Genomic DNA, 20,409 nt, shown 5'->3' with positions numbered 1-20,409 from the left:
TGTACGATTTATCATCTGAATTTAGCGATTATCAAACATATATTCAACAAATTTAACGCACAATCTAAAATATATATCTAACCAACTGATTTAGAACTATTATTTTTTATGAAAAAAAAAGAACAGAGCAAACAAGAACAAAATAAATTTATGTTAAATATTTTCCACATTAGAAAATATTTTTTTCAAACAAAGGTGACCTGCAAATTTCAAATAAAGATAATTAAATCAAAACAATAAAAGACTCTTACTTATGTTTAAAACAGAAATCATAGATTAACCATAATTAGCCCATATTTAGTACTCAGTTTGACTTGAAATCATCATACGAGATACGTAGGTTGAAGCCATCTATTACGACGTTAGTGCTATTCCCCCTCCGCCGAGATTGAAGTTGCTATAACATGTTTTACGAGGGAAAAATTAAAATAGCTGCCCTACCGGTATACAATTTTTTTGTACGATGATAGTGACTCAACGATGCAGGCAAGCAGTTATACCAATTACATTAAAAAAAATGACAGGTTCTGAATAGACCACATCTTTAATCAATTGGTATTAGATCTTCATTAACATACCGCCCTTGATGAGACTTCAATATGAAACCATATCAACGACTATTGTTATTGCTAACTTTATTACTAAGCAGTACATCCGCCTTTGCGACTAAAGGCGTAGCTTTTATCCACGGTACTGGACAACAAACAGATGCATTAAATGATTATTGGACCAGTGATTTTGTTAATTCAGTGAAGCAAAATAATGGCAAATATATCGTCATTAATTGCGATTTTGACCAATATATGTGGCATACGGATGCCGCCCAATGTCTAGCAAACCAGTTAACCACATTTATTAGAGGAGAAGGTATTCGTAAACTGACCCTCGTCACCCACTCCAATGGTGCCAATGTCGTACGCTGGATATTTTCAAATCCTACCGCCCATCGTAAATTCCCCCGCATCATCAAACGCACCCAAAAAATTATTGCACTGGCGCCATCAAGTGCAGGCACCCCATTAGCGGATGCAGTCATGCAAGGCAATTCATTTGAAACCACACTAGGCTGGCTACTTGGTTATCAATCTGATGCGGTGAAGCAACAACAAGTGGCAGAAATGGCCTACTACAACAGCACACTGTTACACGGTACAGATGGTCGGCCGAGTTTAGCAAAACCACTCTATTCAGTAGTAGGTTCAGATGTTGAATCTGCAATATGGGACAGTGACAGTTATTGCGGCGGTTACACCAACCAAGTTGCCTTAGAATTTACTCAAAATTGGTTAGATGATTGTTCTGATGGATTTTTAGAGTGTAGTTCACAAGCTGCCGCGGGTTCAGTGTGGTTTATCGATAAAGATAAAACTGCAGGAAGTGAACCCTTGAGCCACCAGCAAAGTCGACGAGCTTGTTTCAATTTAGATACGTTTATTCGCGATTTTATTTAAGGGGTTATTATGAACAGTCAATTAAAACCACTATTGATCGCGCTATCAAGCCTTGCTCTTTTAGCTTGTAATGATGAATCTCAAGTTGAACCAACAGCACAAACTCAAGCAGTAACACTCAACATCCAACCGATTGGTACAAGCTTAGATAGCCAGACAATTGACCCGATCATCACCAGCCAAGATTACGTGAGCTTTATAACGCCTCTTTCAGGCCAGTATCAAGCACCGAAGATACAAACTCAGCAACAGCAAAACAGTGACCAATATTGGTTCACAGTAACAGGTAAAGCGTTAAACCAGGGCATACAACTACCAATAAGCCAAACGAATGCAAGTGTACGAATTAGCCCTAAGCAGAATAAACAGCAATCATTGACAACGACTAGCATTGATAGCCAGCAAATTAGTTTTATGCCCGTCAATGCACCTGCAAGCAACAAAACGTCTCAGTATATGGAAAATATACTTAATGCCGACAAATTAGCGACCGCAGGTATTTTTGCTCATTCTTCAGGCTTTACCTTGCGAAATTCTGCGCCTATTGGCTTATACCAAATGCTGGTGAAACAAACCTTGCCTGAAAATGCACAATATATCATTAACGTGAAAGAAAAAAATAGTCCTAAGCAGCTAAGCCTAACGGCACCATTAGCTACAAGCCAAACAGATAATTTAACCCTTTCATTAACGCTCGCCAATCAAGCATTACGTCATTCGCCTACAGCAATGCTGTTTGATAATCATGGCAACAGTTATCCACTTTCCGTGACGAAACAAGATCAACAATGGCAACTTACTCTTGCTAACGGCGCTGAACTCCCTACCAGCCAACATTTGATGGCACTGGAAATAAACACTAATGAGATAATAGCGGGTCAGCTGATAAAACGCAGTATCCGAACCGCCATTAAACGCTATAGTCACAGTGCCAATATAGACCAGCAACTGCAAGTTGATTGGCAGCAGCAGTTGCCACAGCAACTCAGCTTTAACTTAGATATTGCCAGTGCCAGCCGTTTTGATGTCAGCGCCGTAATCACAGGTGCAGATCAACAGGGGCAAGAGGTGAGTATCATGCGAACCCAAGCTGCACAGTGGTTTGAAACGGGTAAACAAACACTTACCTTACCCATTGATCAAGCCCTTATCAGCCAAATGCAGCTCACAGCACCTTTCCGTGTGAGAGAACTAACCCTCACAGATCAAGGCCAATTAGCCCGTTTAAGCTATCAAGCCTACGCCAGTGAGTTGCGCTTACATTAATCATAAAAACAAAAGCGCTCATTTGAGCGCTTTTTATTGATAAAGACTTACCGCTCAGCAGGCGGTGGCTCAGGTATTTGGATATAAACATCTTGCTGCTGATGCCGATAAGGACGATAAAAATGATCGCCACATGCAAAATATTTATATGGCCACAATATCGCACGGCAATTATTCGGCAGTAACGATAAGATGGTTAATTGCTGCTGTAACCGAATTTGCTCTTGCCACTCATGCTGCTTTAATAATTGATCTCGAATTGCAAAGGCATCAACGTCGACTTCATCACTGCTCTTACGCACAACAACTGGCCCTGCCACGGCTTGACTCAAACTTGCACTTAATAGCAGCATTAGCGCCATCTTATAAATTACTCTCATTACCTCACTCCTATGAATCCAACTCGAGTAGTTTGGGTATATATGTAGTAAAGCAAACTGACACGTGAGCAGCAATTAGCACTAAGCATTAATTGTTAACAAACTCTGGGTAAGCATCAACGCCACAATCTGCAATATCCATCCCTTGATATTCATCCTCCTCACTCACGCGTATTCCAACAGTCGTTTTAATAGCAAACCATACCAGTAATGAGGCACTAAATACCCAAGCAAATATAATGACAATTCCCAATAATTGGCCTAATAAACTCGCGTCGGTATTAGAAATTGGCACTAATAACAAACCTAAAATGCCTGCTATGCCATGCACAGAAATCGCGCCAACGGGATCATCTATTTTAATGCGATCGAACATCACAATAGAACCAATCACGACTGCGCCAGCAATCACCCCGGTCATCACAGCAGTTAACAGTGCTGGCGATAATGGATCCGCAGTAATAGCCACTAAACCTGCCAAAGCTCCATTTAAAATCATGGTGAGATCAACTTTACCCCATACCAATTTACACACTAATAATGCAGTCACAGCACCAGCGGCGGCAGCCGAATTGGTATTAACAAATATCTTCGCTACCGCGGTTGCGTTGGCGGTATCAGATAACATTAATTGAGAGCCACCATTAAAACCAAACCAGCCCATCCACAAAATAAAGGTACCCAAGGTTGCCAGTGGTAAATTGGAACCTGGAATGGGGTTAATCTGCCCCTGCTTACCATACTTACCTCTACGCGCTCCCAGTAATATCACGCCAGCTAATGCAGCAGCTGCACCAGCCATATGCACAATGCCACTACCAGCAAAATCAACAAATCCCGCATCACTCAAAAAGCCACCGCCCCAAGTCCAATAGCCTTCAATAGGATAGATAAAGCCCGTTAATACGACGGTAAACAATAGAAACGACCATAACTTCATACGCTCTGCAACCGCGCCAGAAACAATCGACATTGCTGTTGCCACAAATACCACTTGGAAAAAGAAATCAGACTCCAAAGCATGGTCTGCATCTTGGCTCGTACTGCCAATCAAGCCGCCAAAACTGGGTAACCAACCACCCGCAAGGTTATCGACATACATAATGTGATAACCCACTAGCAGATACATCACACATGCAATCGAATATAAACAAATGTTTTTAGTTAAAATTTCAGTGGTATTTTTAGAGCGTACTAAGCCAGCTTCTAACATGGCAAAACCCGCCGCCATCCACATCACCAGTACACCTGAAATAAGAAAGTAAAAGGTATCGAGGGCAAATTTTAATTGCGAAACCGTTAAATTTAATTCTGTTAACTCCTGCACAATATCGCTCCTTATAATGCCTCGTTATCTAATTCACCAGTACGGATCCTCAAGGTTTGCTCTAAATCAACCACAAAGATTTTGCCATCCCCTATCTTGCCAGTACGGACTGCGGCAACAATCGCTTCAATTAGGGTCTCCACATTTTCAGTTCGAGTGGCAATTTCTACTTTCACTTTAGGTAAAAAATCCACTTGGTATTCTGCGCCGCGGTATAATTCAGTGTGTCCCTTTTGACGACCAAAGCCTTTAACTTCAGTAACCGTCATCCCTTCAATGCCAAGTTGCGCAATGGCTTCTCTTAAATCATCCAATTTAAAAGGTTTAATAATGGCGGTGACTAATTTCATTGATTGGTCCTCTTTTTAATCTTGTATGCTATCAATACAAACATTAGGCCAAAAATTAATCACTATAGTTATCAATCAATTAGCTTTTCAACAAATATTCTCTTACTGGAATTTCCCGATATTTGTGCAATCAACTTGATCACTGCACAAAAAAAGCGCAAAAAAAAGCCCCCAACCTAAGTTGAGGGCCTTTCATATTATTTATCAGTAACGATTATTGCTTAGCTTCACGCTCTAGTGCTGATTGCTCCCACACTGGAACCACTTCTTCAATGAACTTCTTCTTATCCGCGTTCATTTTTTCCATGTTCATGCCAAGTACCGCTTGTGCTTTCGCTTTAGTTGACACATCAGGCATTGCAATCGGCTGTTTAACACCTTTAGTTGCAAGTAACTGCGCTAACTTAACGCGTGCATCAGCCGCCTTATTTAATGACGTACCTAATACTCGTAATGCTTCTTCTGGTGCATGCGCAGCTACACCGTGTGATGCAATTGCGTAATCCCAGCGCCATTGTGAATGACGGATATCAGTTAAAATTGGCTTCATTTCAGCTTCAGTTGCGCCGGCTTCCCACGCTGCTGCAGCTTCGAAGTGTGCCTTAACTAATTGCTGCTCTGCATCTAACTGTAACTGCTTAACTTTCTGTTGACGATCTTTAGTAATGCCTTCTAAGAAAGCCTTATCTTGAACGTGACAGCTACCACAAGTCTCTTCGAAACGGTCAAATGGGTTGCCCACTTTATGGTCGGTAAACTTACGGCCCTTATCATTAGTCACTTTCGGCATATGACAGTCAGTACAGCTTACGTTGTTCTTACCGTGTACACCTAGCTTCCATGTTTCATAACCTGGGTGCTGTGCTTTTAGCATTGGCGTCTTAGATAACTGGTGAGTCCAATCGGTGAACTCAATCGCGTCATAATAAGCTTCCATCTGCTCTGCAGTAGTACCGTTATCCCATGGGAATTTCACATAGCCTTTTTGATCAGGAGTCTTTTCAAAGTAGTATTCTACATGACACTGACCACATACCATTGACTGCTTGTCTTTACGAGATGCTTCATCAAATGGTGTATCAATCGCTTCAAATGCGCGCTCTGCATATGGACGTGAAATACGTAATTTTGGCGAACCTTTTTCATGGCAATCACCACAACCAATGCTATTTACAATCTGGTCGCCGCCTTTTGCCCACTTACCTTTGAAGTAGCCATCTTCACCTTGCTCTTCAATCATACGAGGTACGTCAGGGCTCTTACAGCTCCAACATGCCATAGGCATTGGGCCTTCAGTTGCAGTCATTGGTGCACCTGTACGTAAAGTATTACGTAAATCAGTTACTGCATAGATATGACCACGAGCTTTGTTATAGTCTTTAGCGAATCCATAACCCGCCCATAAAATCACTAAATTAGGGTCTTCGGCTAGCGCATCAACAATTTGATCACTTTCACTAGTTTGATGCCAAGAATTGTATTGATTCTTAAAACGATCTTTATACACTTCGTTGCGTGATTCAGTTTCACTCGCTGCCATTGCAGAATTTGCTAAACAGCAAGCTAAAAATAAACTTGTTAAGGTAAAACCTTTATTCATCTTCTTAATCATCATGTGCCCCCACATTTATAATTCTTTATGTTTATAAGCACACAGTAATAATCTATTAAAAGATTAAATATACCTCTAAGGGGGTATTCAAAAATTAACATGATCCAGATCAACAATGACAAGTGACCTATATCACATTTTAATAACATTTAGATTTTACTAATTTAATTTTTACTTACAGCGATTGTTTGATCACAATTCAAACATCACTAACTGTTAAAATGAGTCATTAATTTAATGCAGATAAAAATAAGCAAAAATAAAATAAATATGTGTAAAAAGGGTCATAAAACCAGTTTAACGACTACCATTTTAGGATTAATGCTCGTGCTAGTGATGCTATCTACTGGCTTAGCTATTTTTGCAATTATCAATCTGTCATACAGCGTCGGGGATGCAAAGGCCATTAATGCATCCGGCTCACTACGTATGCAAAGCTACCGACTCATGTTTTATGCCAATTCAGGTAGCGACAATCTTGAAAAAATGATTAAAACGTTTGAGGATACGTTGCACTCAAAAGCCCTTATTCGTTCAATGAGCCACTCAAGTCCACAAGCGCAAACAGAGCTCTACCAAAGGGTAGTAACTGAGTGGCAAGTTCGTAAACAATACTTACAAGAGCGTAATACCCGCGCTTATGCAGCTTCATTAAAACCATTTGTCGCCACCATAGATCACTATGTTAATGAGCTTGAAGAGCAAGCCGCTTTCAAACTCAAATTACTTGTTGTCAGCCAAATTATCGGCCTTAGCATCATGCTATTTATTACCATTATTGCCGTGCGTTATACCCGAACTAAAGTAGTTGAACCATTAAAACAATTAATGCTAAGCGCTAATAGTATTTCTAAAGGTAATTTTAATATTAAAATGCCTAAAACAGATTATTATGAATTATCTGCACTCACAAATGCGATAGAATCAACTGCGGCTGAATTATCTGAACTTTATGATGGTTTGGAATTACAAGTAAAACAAAAAACAGATGCATTAATTAAATCAAAACAAGAAATAGAATTACTTTACGAAAGTTTACTGATTTTACATTCAGATAAACTTGAAATTAATTCGCTACAAAATACATTGGATAAATTACAAAGTGATTTAGGTTTTTCATTCGTAGAATTAACGATAAATCATGATAAACAACATCCAATTAATATTTTTGCCAAACAAAATATTGATACATCAGTATCAACTGTAAAATTCCCACTCATATTTAATAAAACGCAACTCGGCTATATGAGAATTGCAGGCAGCCAATCACAGCATCTCGCATTATTAAATAACTTTAGCATCATGATTGCCCGTTCAATCGTGATCCATCAAGCATCTGAATCACGTCAACAATTAGCTCTTATGGAAGAGCGCGCCGTGATTGCAAGAGAGCTACACGATTCTTTAGGGCAGTTACTGACCTTTAGTAAAATTCAGATCAGTCTATTAAACAAACAACTAAAACCATTAGAAAATCAGAAAATTGATGATGCATTAGCAGAGCTAAAACAAGGGATTGACTCTGCATATAGCCAGTTACGTGAACTGTTAGCCACATTCAGATTAACCATAGACGATCCTAATTTTGAAGTCGCTATTGGCCATATGCTGTCTAAATTACAACAGCAATCTACGGCACCAATCCATCTTAATTTTAATATTAATGGCTACCTATTAAGTCCGCATCAACAAGTACATATTTTGCATATTGTGCGCGAAGCAACCCTAAACGCAATTAAACACGCCCAAGCAAAACAGATAAATATCCAATTTAACAACATGGAAAATAATCAAATCGAAGTGATTATTTCTGATGATGGAATAGGTATTGATGCGGTCAAACATAAACAACAACATTTTGGTTTAAGCATTATGAATGAGCGTACTAAATATCTAGCTGGCACGCTTAATATTGCCGCCAATCAATTTGGAGGAACCAGCATTGAATTTCATTTTCCAATTAATGAGGAACGCTTAAATGGCTAAGCCATACTCAGTATTAATTATTGATGATCACCCTCTTTTGCGACGTGGCCTGTGCCAGTTACTGCTATCAGATGATGACTTCATATTATTTGATGAAGCCGGGAGCGGAGAACAAGCACTGGCATTATTAACCGATGAAGAGCCAGACTTAATTCTACTCGATCTCAATATGCAAGGAATGAGTGGCCTCGATACTTTACAAGCCCTCAGATTAGAGCAGATAAGTTCACGTATTATCGTATTAACTGTCTCTGATAATAAACAAGATGTGATCCGTCTGATGCAAGCGGGAGCCGATGGTTATTTATTAAAAGATACCGATCCAGACCAATTGCTTGAATTGCTCAAACAAGCAATGCAAGGTCAGCAAGTTATCAGTCAAAGTATCAGTGATTACCTCAGCCCAAGCGAACCCAATACTGATAATCACTGGCAAGAACAGCTAACACCAAGAGAAATCGAGATAGTCGAATCCCTTGTCCAAGGACTCACTAACCGAGCCATTGCCGACAAGCTATTTATTAGTGAAGGGACAGTCAAAGTGCATATGAAAAACCTGCTACGTAAAGCAGGCGCAAAATCACGAACAGAAATTGCAGTCCAGTATTTGAATTAGTTATTCCGCCTCTATGACATAACGCTATTTTGAGATAAAAACAGCGTTATGTCAGTCATCAGCTAACAGCATATCCCCTACCTCATACGTCGCTAACTAAACCAATTGCGTCGCTTTTTAATCTATCACAACAATTAATGCTATTTAGAATGGATGCTCAAGCCAAACGGCTTTCATTCAAATTAAACACGTCCTAATTCACAAGCAAATCAATTTATACATACTCAAACAGCGGCTTAAACATTCAGCCATCATCGAATGAAAACTCACATCCATCTAAATGGAGATAAAATGTACTCTATATCCACACGGCTTAAAACAAGCTTGCAGCTTGGCATTGTCAGCTGCCTTTTATTCATCAGTCCTACAACCATAGCGAGTCATCACTTTGAAAGTATGCTTGCTCAACAAAATCCACAATTCGATCTTACCGATCTATTTGTATTCGAGTCAGAAAAAGCTGGCTATACCAGCTTTATGATCGATATCAATCCCACCACCAGCAATAATGGTAAAGCACTCTTTGCTGAAAATGGGGTTTATAACATCCATATTGCCAAAGATAGGCAACTGCAAAATGGCGGTTTAACGATTACCGCTTACGTTAAAGGTGATGCGCTTATATTTGGTATTATTGCTGATGCAAACCCTGCTGTTGGCAGTAAAGGAAAGCAGATTGGTCGTGCCACTATCGGACAAACGGTAACGTTTAAAGATGGCATTAGAGTCTGGTCTGGTGCCGCCCGCGATCCATTTGTGGGTAACTCCGCAGGGATTATTGCCTTTAGAGAAAAATTAGCACAGGGCAAATTAGATCTAAGCAGTTTTAAAGAAGGGGTCGATCTCTTTGCGAGTTTACACTCCAGTATTATTGTGGTTGAAGTGCCTAATAGCATGCTGCCTAAGCAAATGTACGTTTATGCGAGCAGTGCCATGTACTTAGTTGATAAGTGGGTGCAAGTTAATCGACTCGCCAACCCATTGATGACCCATCTATTTATGGCCAATAATCCAATGGAAATAGCTGAACATGTCGGCCATCGTCCCGACATGGATTTAAACCGCTCCTATGCGGTATCAGCCATGGTATTAAGAGCGATTACACTTGATAAACAACAACCAGACCCCGTTAAATATGCAGATCAGGTTGCTGCACAATTATTGCCAGATATGATCCCATATCAAGCTGGTACCAAAGCAATATATTCATTTGAAGTTATCAATGGCCGCAAGCCCAGTGATGATGCAATGGATGCCGTATTAAGTATTTTTATGGGGCGAAAAGTCACAGATAATGCCAATACCTTTGATCGCCACCCTAAAAAATTTCCTTACGTTGTACCAGTAAACTAACCTTCACATACAAATGCAAGCCTGCTATTAAGGTAGCTCATACGCGTTATCTTACCTTGGCAAAATTCACTTAAATCAAGCCATTGACGGGCTTTTTTAGCCGTCAATTGCTGCTGATAAACGATATTATCTTTAGCGAAAATAATATGAGTTTCATCCAACCAAGCATAATCTTGAATATCTGCTGGTAGTGTAAAATGATAATGAATTTGCGGCACGCTGGAATAGGGTTCAAATGTAGCAAACCAATTTTGCTGCTCATGCTCTAAGGTAAACCCAAATTGTTGTAATTGAGGTTGGTAAGTTAATGTGCGGCCAATATCGGTTGCGATCACTTGCGGGGTTTGCTGCTCAATTAACATATATTGCAATGTATGTGGTTCACCTAAAATAAACATCACCACATCATTTTTGCTGCCCCAAGCATGATAACCCACAGGTTCAACATCATATACGATACGGCTTGGTGCAATATGGGGATGAAATGGGTATCGCCACAGTTTCTGTTTGCCATCAGCTTCTACTACGACACTCGATAAGCCACTTTTATCTGGCAATAATGTAGGAGAATATTCGCTAACAGATGAACGAGTTAAATTGATGGCTTTTTTCTGTTCAAAATCATACCAGAGCAACTCAGTTTGTGAGTTAGTTGCATCTGCACTATCAACAGCAAAAGACTGGCTAAAATATACCCCCGAATCGGTCAACAAAGGTTGATTAACATAATCAAGCAGATCAGTAATCGCATGGGTTTCGCTTGCTTTATCTTGCTCAACTTGGGTTAACCAAATCTGATTTGCTGCCATAGCATTGCCACTCAGAATTAAACTACCAATCACCAAACACTGGATTAATTGCCGCATCATTTGCATCCTGCTATTGATTACCTATGCCATCAACATAGCATAATAATGTTCTCACTTATCATGATTGCTAGCGTTCAAACTTAATAATTTCATGCATAATTTGATGAAATTACCACACCCTATTAATACCAGTGGTAAGAACAAACACCCCGAAACTATATCCCTTCGATTATTTCCCCAAGGGTTGTCAACCCACAATAAACTTTTTAAGTAACTCAATCCAAATATCATCCCATGCACGACTCATCTTTGACTCAGTAATAGATAACTTTTGTGCTTTTTTTACATCATTTTCAATCCCTTTTAACTTATAAGGAAAGTTAAATTCAAATATGAGTGTATGTTTTCCTACGATATTGGGGTTATCAAGTAATTTCTCAAACTCGTAAAAAAATGCCTCGGTATCTTCAATTAAACTTAATGACGATAATTGTAACTTGGTAAAAACAGGCACCCATGAAACATCCGGAACTAGCATTGCGATAGATAGCTCCCAATCATATAACGCCCTTAATGCTGCAATAAGTTTTGAACATGCGACTTCTATATTTTCCCGTTGTCCTGGTTTACCATCCCCCCCCCATGAATCATTAAGATCTCTTTCATATATATCTGTTATATACTCCATCCATCCTTGCAATGAATCAATTTTTGATATTAAAAATGATAAACACTCTTGTGAAGATAGCTTTTCATGTGCTTTCATTCTTATGAGAAACAAATCAGAATATTCACGCTTCAAAGATGAAATTCCAGCAAGCATTAGTTCTATAGCTAGTCTGTATTTCCATGATTCTCTACAGTCATCCACTATGTCTTTCATTTTCTTATTCCTACCTGCATAGTCATTCTCACCAACTCTGAAATCAGTATTAACTAGAAGGAAATTAAATCGCTATTTATTTAAGTCTTAGAGAAATCTAGCAACAATAAACTGCGTTTACAAACCTCAACCCTTTAGTAAAATGGAAACTTGAATATACCTAAATGCGACTCATCAAATATAGCTAAGTAGACGACATAGTGTAGTATCCAAATACATAGCACTTCATAATGTTACGAACACTCTCTATTACGATATAAAATATGTTACTTTGCTCGCAGAAACTAAACGTTATAGTGCCTAAGCTGCACTCAGTTTTATGAATTATTTAGGTTATTCTGATGCCCAATTTATATCAGCATATTTTAACTGCTGCCCAAACCTACACCTTACCTGCCATTCGCCAAGTTTACATTGCAGATGCTAATGATAGCGCCAATAAAAATGCTAAGTTTGGCGGCATATTACTTGAGGATGGTACCTTTGGTTTAACGTATACCAAGTTGGGTGATGCCTTTACTCAGCTACAATTGCCGCAACACAGCACAGATTGGTGCCAGCATACACTGCTTGAAGTCGCCGCATTATATTTAGGTGAGCAAGATTGGCAGCGGGTATTGGGTATGGCGGCGTTGAATGCCATTAGCCAATTTATCATGAAGCAGCAACAAATCAGTTTACCCAAAGCAATTGATACCTTTGAGTTAATGGATCTGCAAGCGGGTGATCATGTGGGCATGGTCGGTTACTTCCCACCGTTAATTGAAACCCTTAACCAACAACAGATCAAAACGACCGTCATTGAGTTAAAACCAGAGTTGGTCGGCCAACAAGGCAACTTAACGGTGACGCTTGATCCTAGCGCACTACGTCAATGTAATAAAATTTTGCTCAGTGGAACGACGATTATTAACCATACCCTCGAATCACTACTTGAATACACCAAACAAGCTGATGAAGTGGTATTAATTGGCCCAAGTGTCGGCTTATTACCTAGCGCATTATTTGAACTGGGGATTACTGCATTTGGTGGACGAGTGATTTTAGACAGTGAACTGTTTATTAGCCGCTGGCAACAAGGTGAGAAATGGCAAAAATCAGCATTAAGATATGCGCTACATCGTTGAAATTGCAGCTTACAATAGTAAATTAGTAACTGTTAACCATCCTATAATTAGTTTCTGTCATTCATAGTATCTAACATGGATGACAGAAACATAAAATCTAAAAGCTCATTCTCTAACTACATTTTAGAAATAATATCTTGGTAAAGGATCCCCACTAACTTCTCCCCATCTTCGCTACTCCAGTCTTGCGCCAGCTCGGCAATAAGTTGATTGGTTGTCGTTAACGTCACACCTGCTTTCGCCATTCGCTGCAGTGCGATTTGATCCGCAATAGCTGAAGGCGATCCACAAGCATCTACAATCACTTGTACATCATAACCGTTTTCTATCGCCGTCAGTGCTGGATAAACAACGCATACATCAGTTGTAATTCCCGCCATAAGCAATTTTTTCCGTCCAGTACTTCCAACAGCAGTTGCAAACTCGTCATCCATCATACAATCAACGATTCCTGCTCTTTGAATTCGATTGGCATACTCTTCAGGTACAGCCTTTTGCAAATCGTCAAATAATAGACCTTGCGCTTGATCTTCTTGGCTAGATGTTAGAATCAAAGGCATATCTATAGCCTTAGCTGCTTTTGCTAAAACGAGAGTATTCACCTCTATCAAACTTAATTCAGCCGAACGTACCCATCCCATTGTACCGACTTGATGATCGATTAATAACATAGCAGCATTTTTTCCACTAAATACATTTTTCATTCCCGTCTCCAAATTGAAATAATTAGCTCTCTCGTATAATTTATATGCACAATAAAAACTTACAAGTAGGCACTTTCTGGTAACTATGAAAAAAAGTAATTTAAATAAAGTAGATCAAGAATGTGATAATACCAGTTGCATGGTGCACGATGGCTTACAGATTATTGGTGGCAAATGGAAAAGTATGATTATGTATGCCTTAATGCAGCATAAATTTATTCGCTTTAATCAATTAAAATCCATGATCCCAAATGTATCTCAGAAAATGTTGACACAGAAATTAAAGGAATTAGAGCGGGATGGTTTAATCGAAAGAAAGGTTTATCCAGAAGTCCCACCTCATGTCGAATATTCTCTGACAGAATTAGGATTAAGTATCGGTCACATATACAGATCTATTCACCTATGGCAACAAACACATATAAAATCAATTGAAGAATGCCGGAAACATTATGATTCCATTCAATAACACGCTAATACTTTAGCTTTAAGCAACACACTACATCGTTGAAATTACAAGCTCAATCAGAAGTTATCAACAGATATAAACATCTTGTACACAAAATTTGTGGATAAAAAATTATAAAGGTCATTCATCACGTGAATGACCTTTATATCAGTAAACCTGTAATTAAGATATCTATAACTTACTGAATAAAAACAGTAAAACATATCTAAAAGGATTAGTTAATAAGTTTTCAAACAACTGCCTCTGTGGATAATAAATCGAAATATTGTTGTTTATTTCGACTCATTCACAAATTCATGCCAACTCATTAATGCCTGCTCAAAATCTTCTAATCCGCAAAATGATTCTGACTCGGCATCGTAATAATCCATCTGTTCATCAAACTCATGTTCTTCATCCATGCCAAGCACATTGGCAAACACTCTCACTTGTTCATTATCTAATTCAATAGAAAGATCACTGCCGATATGTCGCCATTGGTTCATTTGACCCTTACTGATCTTAGCTATAGCATCAATAAGTTCTTGAAAAAATGTATCGTTATCCCCTAACTCTTCCGCAAACCAGCGCCCTAATACTTCATGATCCATGCTAAAATTAGCCAATAATGTGCCCGTTAGCGTATTACGGCGAAATTCGTATTCCATAGTCAAACTCGTTTATTTTTACCTTCGTTGTTTCAATTTTAACTCAAGCTGAAACAACTTGCGTATTAACTTGAGTTAACCGCTGTTATATACAGCAGAATCAATTAAGGATGGTCCATGAGTCAGTGCTTTATTTATGAATATTTACTTAATGGTCAACAAGCCTGTTCATCTCTGTCAGAAGATCAGCTTTCTAAATGGAAAAAAACAGATGGCTTAATCTGGATCCATCTTAATTACACTAATGACGAAGCCAAGCAATGGATTTTAAATAGTGACTTAGCAGATATTGAAAAAAGTGCCCTATTAGCAAAAGATGTAAGACCGAGAGTTAATCAAACTAAAGATGGCCTATTTATGGCACTGCGAGGGATTAACCTAAACCCTGAAGATAAGCCTGAAGATATGGTGTCCGTTCGCTGCTATATTGAAAAAAATCGCATTATCACCACGGCCAATCGAACTTTTGCCTCGCTTGATACCATTGCAGATCATATTGAACAAGGTTTTGGGCCGGATTCAATTGGTAGCTTTGTGGTCAGCCTTTGCGATCACCTCACCGCTCATAAAAGCGATATCATCGAAACCTTAGATGATAAACTGGCGCAACTTGAAGATGCGGTTGAGTTTAATACCGATGCAAAACTGCGTAATGATATTGCAGTCTTACGCCGCCAAACGGTTTCACTACGTCGTTATTTATTACCGCAGCGCGAAGCATTTTCCAAATTAGTCACAGACAGCAGCCCACTATTATCCATTTCTGATAGACAAAAATTGCATGAAGTGAATGATAAACTGATCCGCGTACTTGAGGATTTAGATTCCATTCGCGAACGCGCCCATGTGACCCAAGAAGAGTTGATGAGCCTACAATCTGAATCTCTCAACCAACGGCTTTATTTTTTAGCCTTAATCACCACTATTTTCTTACCATTAGGATTTCTAACAGGCTTATTTGGCGTCAACCTTGCTGGCATCCCAGGATCTAATTATCCATCAGCCTTTATTGTGTTTTGTGGCTTACTGATCCTACTCGCCCTTTTACAACTGGTACTGTTTTATCGGCGCAAATGGTTATAAACAAGGCAGTGAAAACGAGTTACAGCTCACACTTTTAACATATAACTTGTTAATATTTACATTGATTTACTTTCAGTTAATGTTTGCTTATCTAGAATAGCGGTTATTCACCACTATTGTAGATAAGCGATGATAACTGTCAGCAGAAAAAAGATTTTATATACCCTATTACTGAGCGCGTTATGTGTCGCAAATGTAAGCCATGCAAGACCTGGAGCAGGTAAAGGCAACCCAGATAAGCTTATTCCGGTAATGAGCGAAGTGGTTGAGCAACATCAAATTGCCCAATCAGTAGCCTTAGTGGGTAAATTAAAAGCCAAAGAATCTGTTGAAGTCAGTCCACAGGTCAGTGGCATGGTGACTCATATTGCAGTGAGTGCTAACCAACATGTTAAAACGGGCCAATTACTGCTGACGCTAGATGATAATAAAGCAAAAGCAATAGTGGCTGAGGCTAACGCTTATCTAAGTGATGAGCAACGCAAACTGACCGATCTACATAAGCTAATTAAACAAAATGCGATTACCCAAAGTGAATTAGATGCGCAAATCGCTAAAGTCGATATTGCTAAAGCACGTCTACAAGCTGCTAATGCCGATCTTAACTATCACCATTTACGAGCCCCTTTTAGTGGCACGCTAGGTTTTATCGACTTTAGTGTCGGCAAAATGGTCAATAATAGCGACCAACTGCTGCACCTAGATGACCTTAATAAGATGGAAATGGATCTTCAAGTTCCTGAACGTTATCTTGCCTATTTACAAACAGGCATGACGGTCACCGCCACCAGCCAAGCTTGGTTAAATACCACCTTTAATGGCCATATTATTGGCATCGATCCGCGCATTAATCCGGAAACGCTCAATCTACGTATTCGCGTCGCGTTTGATAACCCTAAATTACAGTTAAAACCAGGGATGTTAATGGCAGCCAAATTAACTTTCCCGCCAGTGACCGCACCCGTCATTCCAGTTCAAGCATTGGAGTATTCAGGTTCTAAACGTTTTGTTTATGTGATCAATAAACAAAAAGTGACCCGCACTGAAATTGAACTTGGCACCCGAATTGATGATCGAGTCATCGTTAATCAAGGACTGAATATTGGTGACAGCATTGTGGTACAAGGGCTAGTCAATATGCGCGACGGCGTTAAAGTTAACGATTTAAGCAAAACTGCTCATATCGCCAATGCTGAGGAGATCCATTAATGTGGTTATCTGATGTATCGGTAAAACGACCGATTGTCGCCATTGTATTAAGCCTGTTGCTGTGTGTATTTGGCGTTGTGTCATTCAGCAAAATGGCAGTACGTGAAATGCCTGATGTTGAAAAACCAGTTGTGACAGTTATGACCCGTTATGACGGCGCATCCGCCACCATTATGGAAAGCCAAATCACCCAAACCATTGAAGACCAGCTTTCAGGCATCAGTGGTATTGATGAGATGACCTCGATTACTCGTAATGGTATGTCACGTATCTCGATCACCTTCGATATGGATTGGGATCTGACTGAAGGGGTTAGTGATGTACGTGATGCAGTGGCAAAAGCGCAGCACCGTCTCCCAGATGAAGCTGATAACCCTATCGTGTCAAAAGATAATGGCTCGGGCGAGCCTTCTGTTTACGTTAACTTAATTTCGTCGGTAATGGATCGAACTCAGTTAACCGACTACAGCAAACGTGTATTAGAAGACCGCTTTGGTTTAATCTCAGGCGTAAGTTCCATCAGTATTTCTGGTGGTCTCAACAAGGTCATGTACGTTGAACTTAACCCTGAATTAATGGCAGGTCGCGGTGTTACCACGAGTGATATTCGTAATGCTTTGCGCGCTGAAAACTTAGAAACACCAGCGGGTACTATTCGCAATGACACCACAGTCATGTCAGTACGAACTAAACGTTTGTACCAAAGTGCTGATGATTTTGCATATCTGCAAATTCGTACCGCCGCAGATGGCAGCCCTATCTACCTCAAAGATGTAGCACATATTGAAATTGGTGCAGAAAACGAAAACTCCAGCTTTAAACGTGATGGTGAGGTTAACTTAAGCTTAGGCATTATTGCTCAATCAGATGCTAACCCATTAGCGGTCGCTAAAGCTGTCCATAAAGAAGTAGAACAGATCCAAAAATTCTTACCGAAAGGCACAGAATTAGTGGTCAGTTATGACTCCACCGTATTTATCGACAGATCAATTGATGAAGTTTACAGCACCCTGTTTGTGACTGGCGCATTAGTGGTTCTCGTGCTGTATATCTTTATCGGTCAAGCACGAGCAACGCTTATTCCAGCAGTTACCGTGCCCGTATCATTAGTTGCTGCATTTATTGCTGCTTATGCGATGGGATTTTCGATTAATCTACTGACCCTAATGGCACTCGTTTTATCGATTGGTTTGGTGGTGGATGATGCCATTGTGGTGGTTGAGAATATTTATCATCACATTGAAAAAGGCAGCCATCCATTAGTAGCGGCATATCAAGGCACCCGAGAAGTGGGCTTTGCGGTTATCGCCACAACATTAGTATTAGTGATGGTATTCCTACCAATCTCTTTTATGGAAGGCATGGTCGGCAAACTGTTTACCGAATTCTCAGTGATGCTGGCAATGGCGGTGATTTTCTCCTCACTCATCGCCCTTACCCTCACCCCTGTTATGAGCAGCAAATTGTTAAAAGCTAACGTTAAACATAGCCGCTTTAACATTGCAGTTGATCGTGGCTTTAACCGTTTAGAAAATGGCTATCGCCGCTGGGTAACAGTCGCATTACGCTTTAAATATGCAGCACCGCTGATCATTATTGCTTGTATTGCGGGCTCTTGGGGCTTAGCCAAGATAGTGCCATCGCAATTAGCACCGCAAGAAGATCGTGGCGTCATCTTTGCCTTTATTAAAGGCGCAGAAGGCACCAGTTATAACCGCATGAATGCCAACATGGACATTGTTGAGTCTCGGCTAATGCCATTGCTTGGCCAAGGCGTATTAAAGTCATTTAGCACTCAAGCACCTGCTTTTGGTGGCCGCGCGGGCGATCAAACGGGCTTTGTGATTATGCTACTTGAAAACTGGGAAGACAGAGATGTTAGCGCTAAAGAAGCATTAGCAATGATCTCATCTAAGTTACAAAATATTCCAGATGTTAAAGTTTACCCAATGCTACCGGGCTTTAGAGGCGGTTCAAGTGAACCTGTGCAATTTGTACTGGGGGGCGCGGATTATCAAGAGCTATTTAAATGGGCGACAGAGCTTAAATTATTAGCGGAACAAAATCCGATGATAACAGGTGTTGATTTAGACTACGCTGAAACCACACCTGAGCTACAAGTTAGTGTCGACAAACAACGCGCCGCTGAACTGGGTATTAGTGTTGCCGAAGTCTCATCAACCCTAGAAGTCATGCTAGGCGGCCGCACAGAAACCACCTTTGTTGATCGGGGTGAAGAATACGATGTTTACCTACGAGGTGACGAAAATAGCTTTAATAATATGGCTGATTTAAGCCAGATCTATTTACGTACTAAAACCGGCCAATTAGTCACCCTTGATACCATTACCCGTATTGATGAAATTGCGTCGGCACAAAAGTTGAGCCACCAAAATAAACAGAAGTCGATCACCTTAAAAGCCAGCTTAATGCCCGGCTATACCTTAGGTGAGGCGCTAGATTATTTAGATGCCCAAGCGATTGAACGTTTACCGAGTGATATTTCCATTAACTACAGTGGTGAATCAAAAGATTTCAAAGAAAACCAAAGCAGTATTTTGTTGGTATTTGGATTAGCACTGTTGGTTGCTTACTTAGTATTAGCGGCTCAGTTTGAGAGCTTTATTAATCCTATGGTGGTGATGTTTACCGTACCTATGGGTGTGTTTGGTGGCTTCTTAGGTTTATTATTAACCTCACAAGGACTCAACTTATACTCACAAATTGGCATGATTATGTTAATTGGTATGGTGACCAAAAATGGTATTTTGATTGTTGAATTTGCTAACCAATTACGTGACCGTGGTATTGAATTTGAACAAGCGATTATTGATGCTTCGGCGCGTCGTTTGCGACCTATTCTGATGACCGCATTCACAACCTTGATTGGTGCTATTCCATTAATCATCTCTACCGGAGCAGGCGCTGAAAGTCGTATTGCTGTCGGTACAGTGGTGTTCTTTGGTATGGCCTTTGCGACTTTAGTGACACTATTTGTCATTCCAGCCATGTACCGCTTGCTGTCAGTGCATACCCATTCGCCGGGATTTGTGGAAGCACAGTTAACCGCCGCTATGCAGCAACAAGCGGAAAATGGCAATGCAGGATTAAAACCTCAGCATGAATAGCTAACCTAA

18 protein-coding genes are annotated in these 20,409 nt (G+C 40.0%); 10 read left to right on the top strand and 8 right to left on the bottom strand.

The annotated features are described in order from the left end of the window. The first annotated feature begins 599 nt into the window (after positions 1-599). Together JCM15074_RS00840 and JCM15074_RS00835 are read left to right on the top strand one after the other, a co-directional pair. Positions 600-1,451 carry a lipase family protein gene (locus JCM15074_RS00840; RefSeq protein ID WP_025819403.1) on the top strand — a complete coding sequence of 284 codons (852 nt, stop codon included), beginning with the start codon at positions 600-602 and terminating at the stop codon, positions 1,449-1,451. Positions 1,452-1,460: 9 nt separating this feature from the next. After that, a complete protein-coding gene (locus JCM15074_RS00835; RefSeq protein ID WP_025819402.1) occupies positions 1,461-2,717 on the top strand; it encodes a DUF4785 domain-containing protein in 1,257 nt (418 codons plus the stop codon). Positions 2,718-2,764: 47 nt separating this feature from the next. Here the strand turns inward: JCM15074_RS00835 and JCM15074_RS00830 are convergent, their stop codons facing one another. The 4 genes from JCM15074_RS00830 to nrfA all read right to left on the bottom strand — a co-directional run bounded on the left by JCM15074_RS00830 (position 2,765) and on the right by nrfA (position 6,389). Beyond that, a complete protein-coding gene (locus JCM15074_RS00830) occupies positions 2,765-3,097 on the bottom strand; it encodes a hypothetical protein (protein WP_025819401.1) in 333 nt (110 codons plus the stop codon). A gap of 88 nt (positions 3,098-3,185) precedes the next feature. Then, entirely contained in the window at positions 3,186-4,424 is a 1,239-nt protein-coding gene (gene amtB / locus JCM15074_RS00825; RefSeq protein WP_025819400.1) for an ammonium transporter AmtB, read from the bottom strand. Positions 4,425-4,435: 11 nt separating this feature from the next. Then, complete coding sequence (locus JCM15074_RS00820; protein ID WP_025819399.1) at positions 4,436-4,774, bottom strand: P-II family nitrogen regulator; 339 nt, start codon at positions 4,772-4,774, stop codon at positions 4,436-4,438. Positions 4,775-4,988: 214 nt separating this feature from the next. After that, a complete protein-coding gene (gene nrfA, locus JCM15074_RS00815) occupies positions 4,989-6,389 on the bottom strand; it encodes an ammonia-forming nitrite reductase cytochrome c552 subunit (RefSeq protein WP_025819398.1) in 1,401 nt (466 codons plus the stop codon). A gap of 267 nt (positions 6,390-6,656) precedes the next feature. Between nrfA and narQ the strand changes: the two genes are divergently transcribed. The 3 genes from narQ to JCM15074_RS00800 all read left to right on the top strand — a co-directional run bounded on the left by narQ (position 6,657) and on the right by JCM15074_RS00800 (position 10,341). Next, positions 6,657-8,372: a nitrate/nitrite two-component system sensor histidine kinase NarQ gene (gene narQ, locus JCM15074_RS00810; protein ID WP_025819397.1), complete on the top strand. Its 1,716-nt coding sequence runs from the start codon at positions 6,657-6,659 to the stop codon at positions 8,370-8,372. After that, positions 8,365-8,988, top strand: a complete 624-nt coding sequence (locus JCM15074_RS00805; protein WP_025819396.1) for a response regulator — start codon at positions 8,365-8,367, stop codon at positions 8,986-8,988. Before narQ ends, JCM15074_RS00805 begins: the two co-directional genes overlap by 8 nt. Positions 8,989-9,279: 291 nt before the next feature. Continuing rightward, positions 9,280-10,341, top strand: a complete 1,062-nt coding sequence (locus JCM15074_RS00800) for a DUF4331 family protein (RefSeq protein ID WP_025819395.1) — start codon at positions 9,280-9,282, stop codon at positions 10,339-10,341. On the opposite strand, the gene JCM15074_RS00795 is transcribed toward JCM15074_RS00800, so the two are convergent. Together JCM15074_RS00795 and JCM15074_RS00790 are read right to left on the bottom strand one after the other, a co-directional pair. Further along, complete coding sequence (locus JCM15074_RS00795; RefSeq protein WP_148300704.1) at positions 10,338-11,210, bottom strand: hypothetical protein; 873 nt, start codon at positions 11,208-11,210, stop codon at positions 10,338-10,340. The genes JCM15074_RS00800 and JCM15074_RS00795 overlap by 4 nt on opposite strands. Positions 11,211-11,397: 187 nt before the next feature. Next, positions 11,398-12,033, bottom strand: a complete 636-nt coding sequence (locus tag JCM15074_RS00790) for a hypothetical protein (RefSeq protein WP_025819393.1) — start codon at positions 12,031-12,033, stop codon at positions 11,398-11,400. Positions 12,034-12,374: 341 nt separating this feature from the next. Here JCM15074_RS00790 and JCM15074_RS20310 point away from each other — a divergent pair, with 341 nt between their 5' ends. Then, positions 12,375-13,160 (top strand): DUF364 domain-containing protein, encoded by a 786-nt coding sequence (locus JCM15074_RS20310; protein WP_025819392.1) that lies wholly within the window; start codon positions 12,375-12,377, stop codon positions 13,158-13,160. Positions 13,161-13,276: 116 nt separating this feature from the next. Here JCM15074_RS20310 and JCM15074_RS00780 read toward each other — a convergent pair whose 3' ends face one another. Then, positions 13,277-13,864, bottom strand: coding sequence for an isochorismatase family protein (locus tag JCM15074_RS00780; RefSeq protein ID WP_025819391.1), 588 nt, complete (start codon positions 13,862-13,864; stop codon positions 13,277-13,279). Positions 13,865-13,949: 85 nt separating this feature from the next. Between JCM15074_RS00780 and JCM15074_RS00775 the strand changes: the two genes are divergently transcribed. After that, positions 13,950-14,333 carry a winged helix-turn-helix transcriptional regulator gene (locus tag JCM15074_RS00775; protein ID WP_025819389.1) on the top strand — a complete coding sequence of 128 codons (384 nt, stop codon included), beginning with the start codon at positions 13,950-13,952 and terminating at the stop codon, positions 14,331-14,333. Between the two features lie 272 nt (positions 14,334-14,605). Here the strand turns inward: JCM15074_RS00775 and JCM15074_RS00770 are convergent, their stop codons facing one another. After that, positions 14,606-14,980 carry a YacL family protein gene (locus tag JCM15074_RS00770; protein WP_025819387.1) on the bottom strand — a complete coding sequence of 125 codons (375 nt, stop codon included), beginning with the start codon at positions 14,978-14,980 and terminating at the stop codon, positions 14,606-14,608. A 117-nt stretch (positions 14,981-15,097) separates the two neighbouring features. Here JCM15074_RS00770 and JCM15074_RS00765 point away from each other — a divergent pair, with 117 nt between their 5' ends. The 3 genes from JCM15074_RS00765 to JCM15074_RS00755 all read left to right on the top strand — a co-directional run bounded on the left by JCM15074_RS00765 (position 15,098) and on the right by JCM15074_RS00755 (position 20,400). Beyond that, complete coding sequence (locus JCM15074_RS00765) at positions 15,098-16,063, top strand: zinc transporter ZntB (RefSeq protein WP_025819385.1); 966 nt, start codon at positions 15,098-15,100, stop codon at positions 16,061-16,063. 129 nt (positions 16,064-16,192) lie between these two features. Next, positions 16,193-17,272 (top strand): efflux RND transporter periplasmic adaptor subunit, encoded by a 1,080-nt coding sequence (locus tag JCM15074_RS00760; RefSeq protein WP_025819383.1) that lies wholly within the window; start codon positions 16,193-16,195, stop codon positions 17,270-17,272. Continuing rightward, positions 17,272-20,400 carry a multidrug efflux RND transporter permease subunit gene (locus JCM15074_RS00755; protein ID WP_025819381.1) on the top strand — a complete coding sequence of 1,043 codons (3,129 nt, stop codon included), beginning with the start codon at positions 17,272-17,274 and terminating at the stop codon, positions 20,398-20,400. Before JCM15074_RS00760 ends, JCM15074_RS00755 begins: the two co-directional genes overlap by 1 nt. Positions 20,401-20,409: the final 9 nt, after the last annotated feature.

The organism is Shewanella marina JCM 15074 (assembly GCF_000614975.1).
Classification (GTDB): Bacteria; Pseudomonadota; Gammaproteobacteria; order Enterobacterales; family Shewanellaceae; genus Shewanella; species Shewanella marina.
The sequence above is the reverse complement of the archived record's forward strand: the minus strand, read 5'-3'. Positions and strand labels throughout refer to the sequence as shown.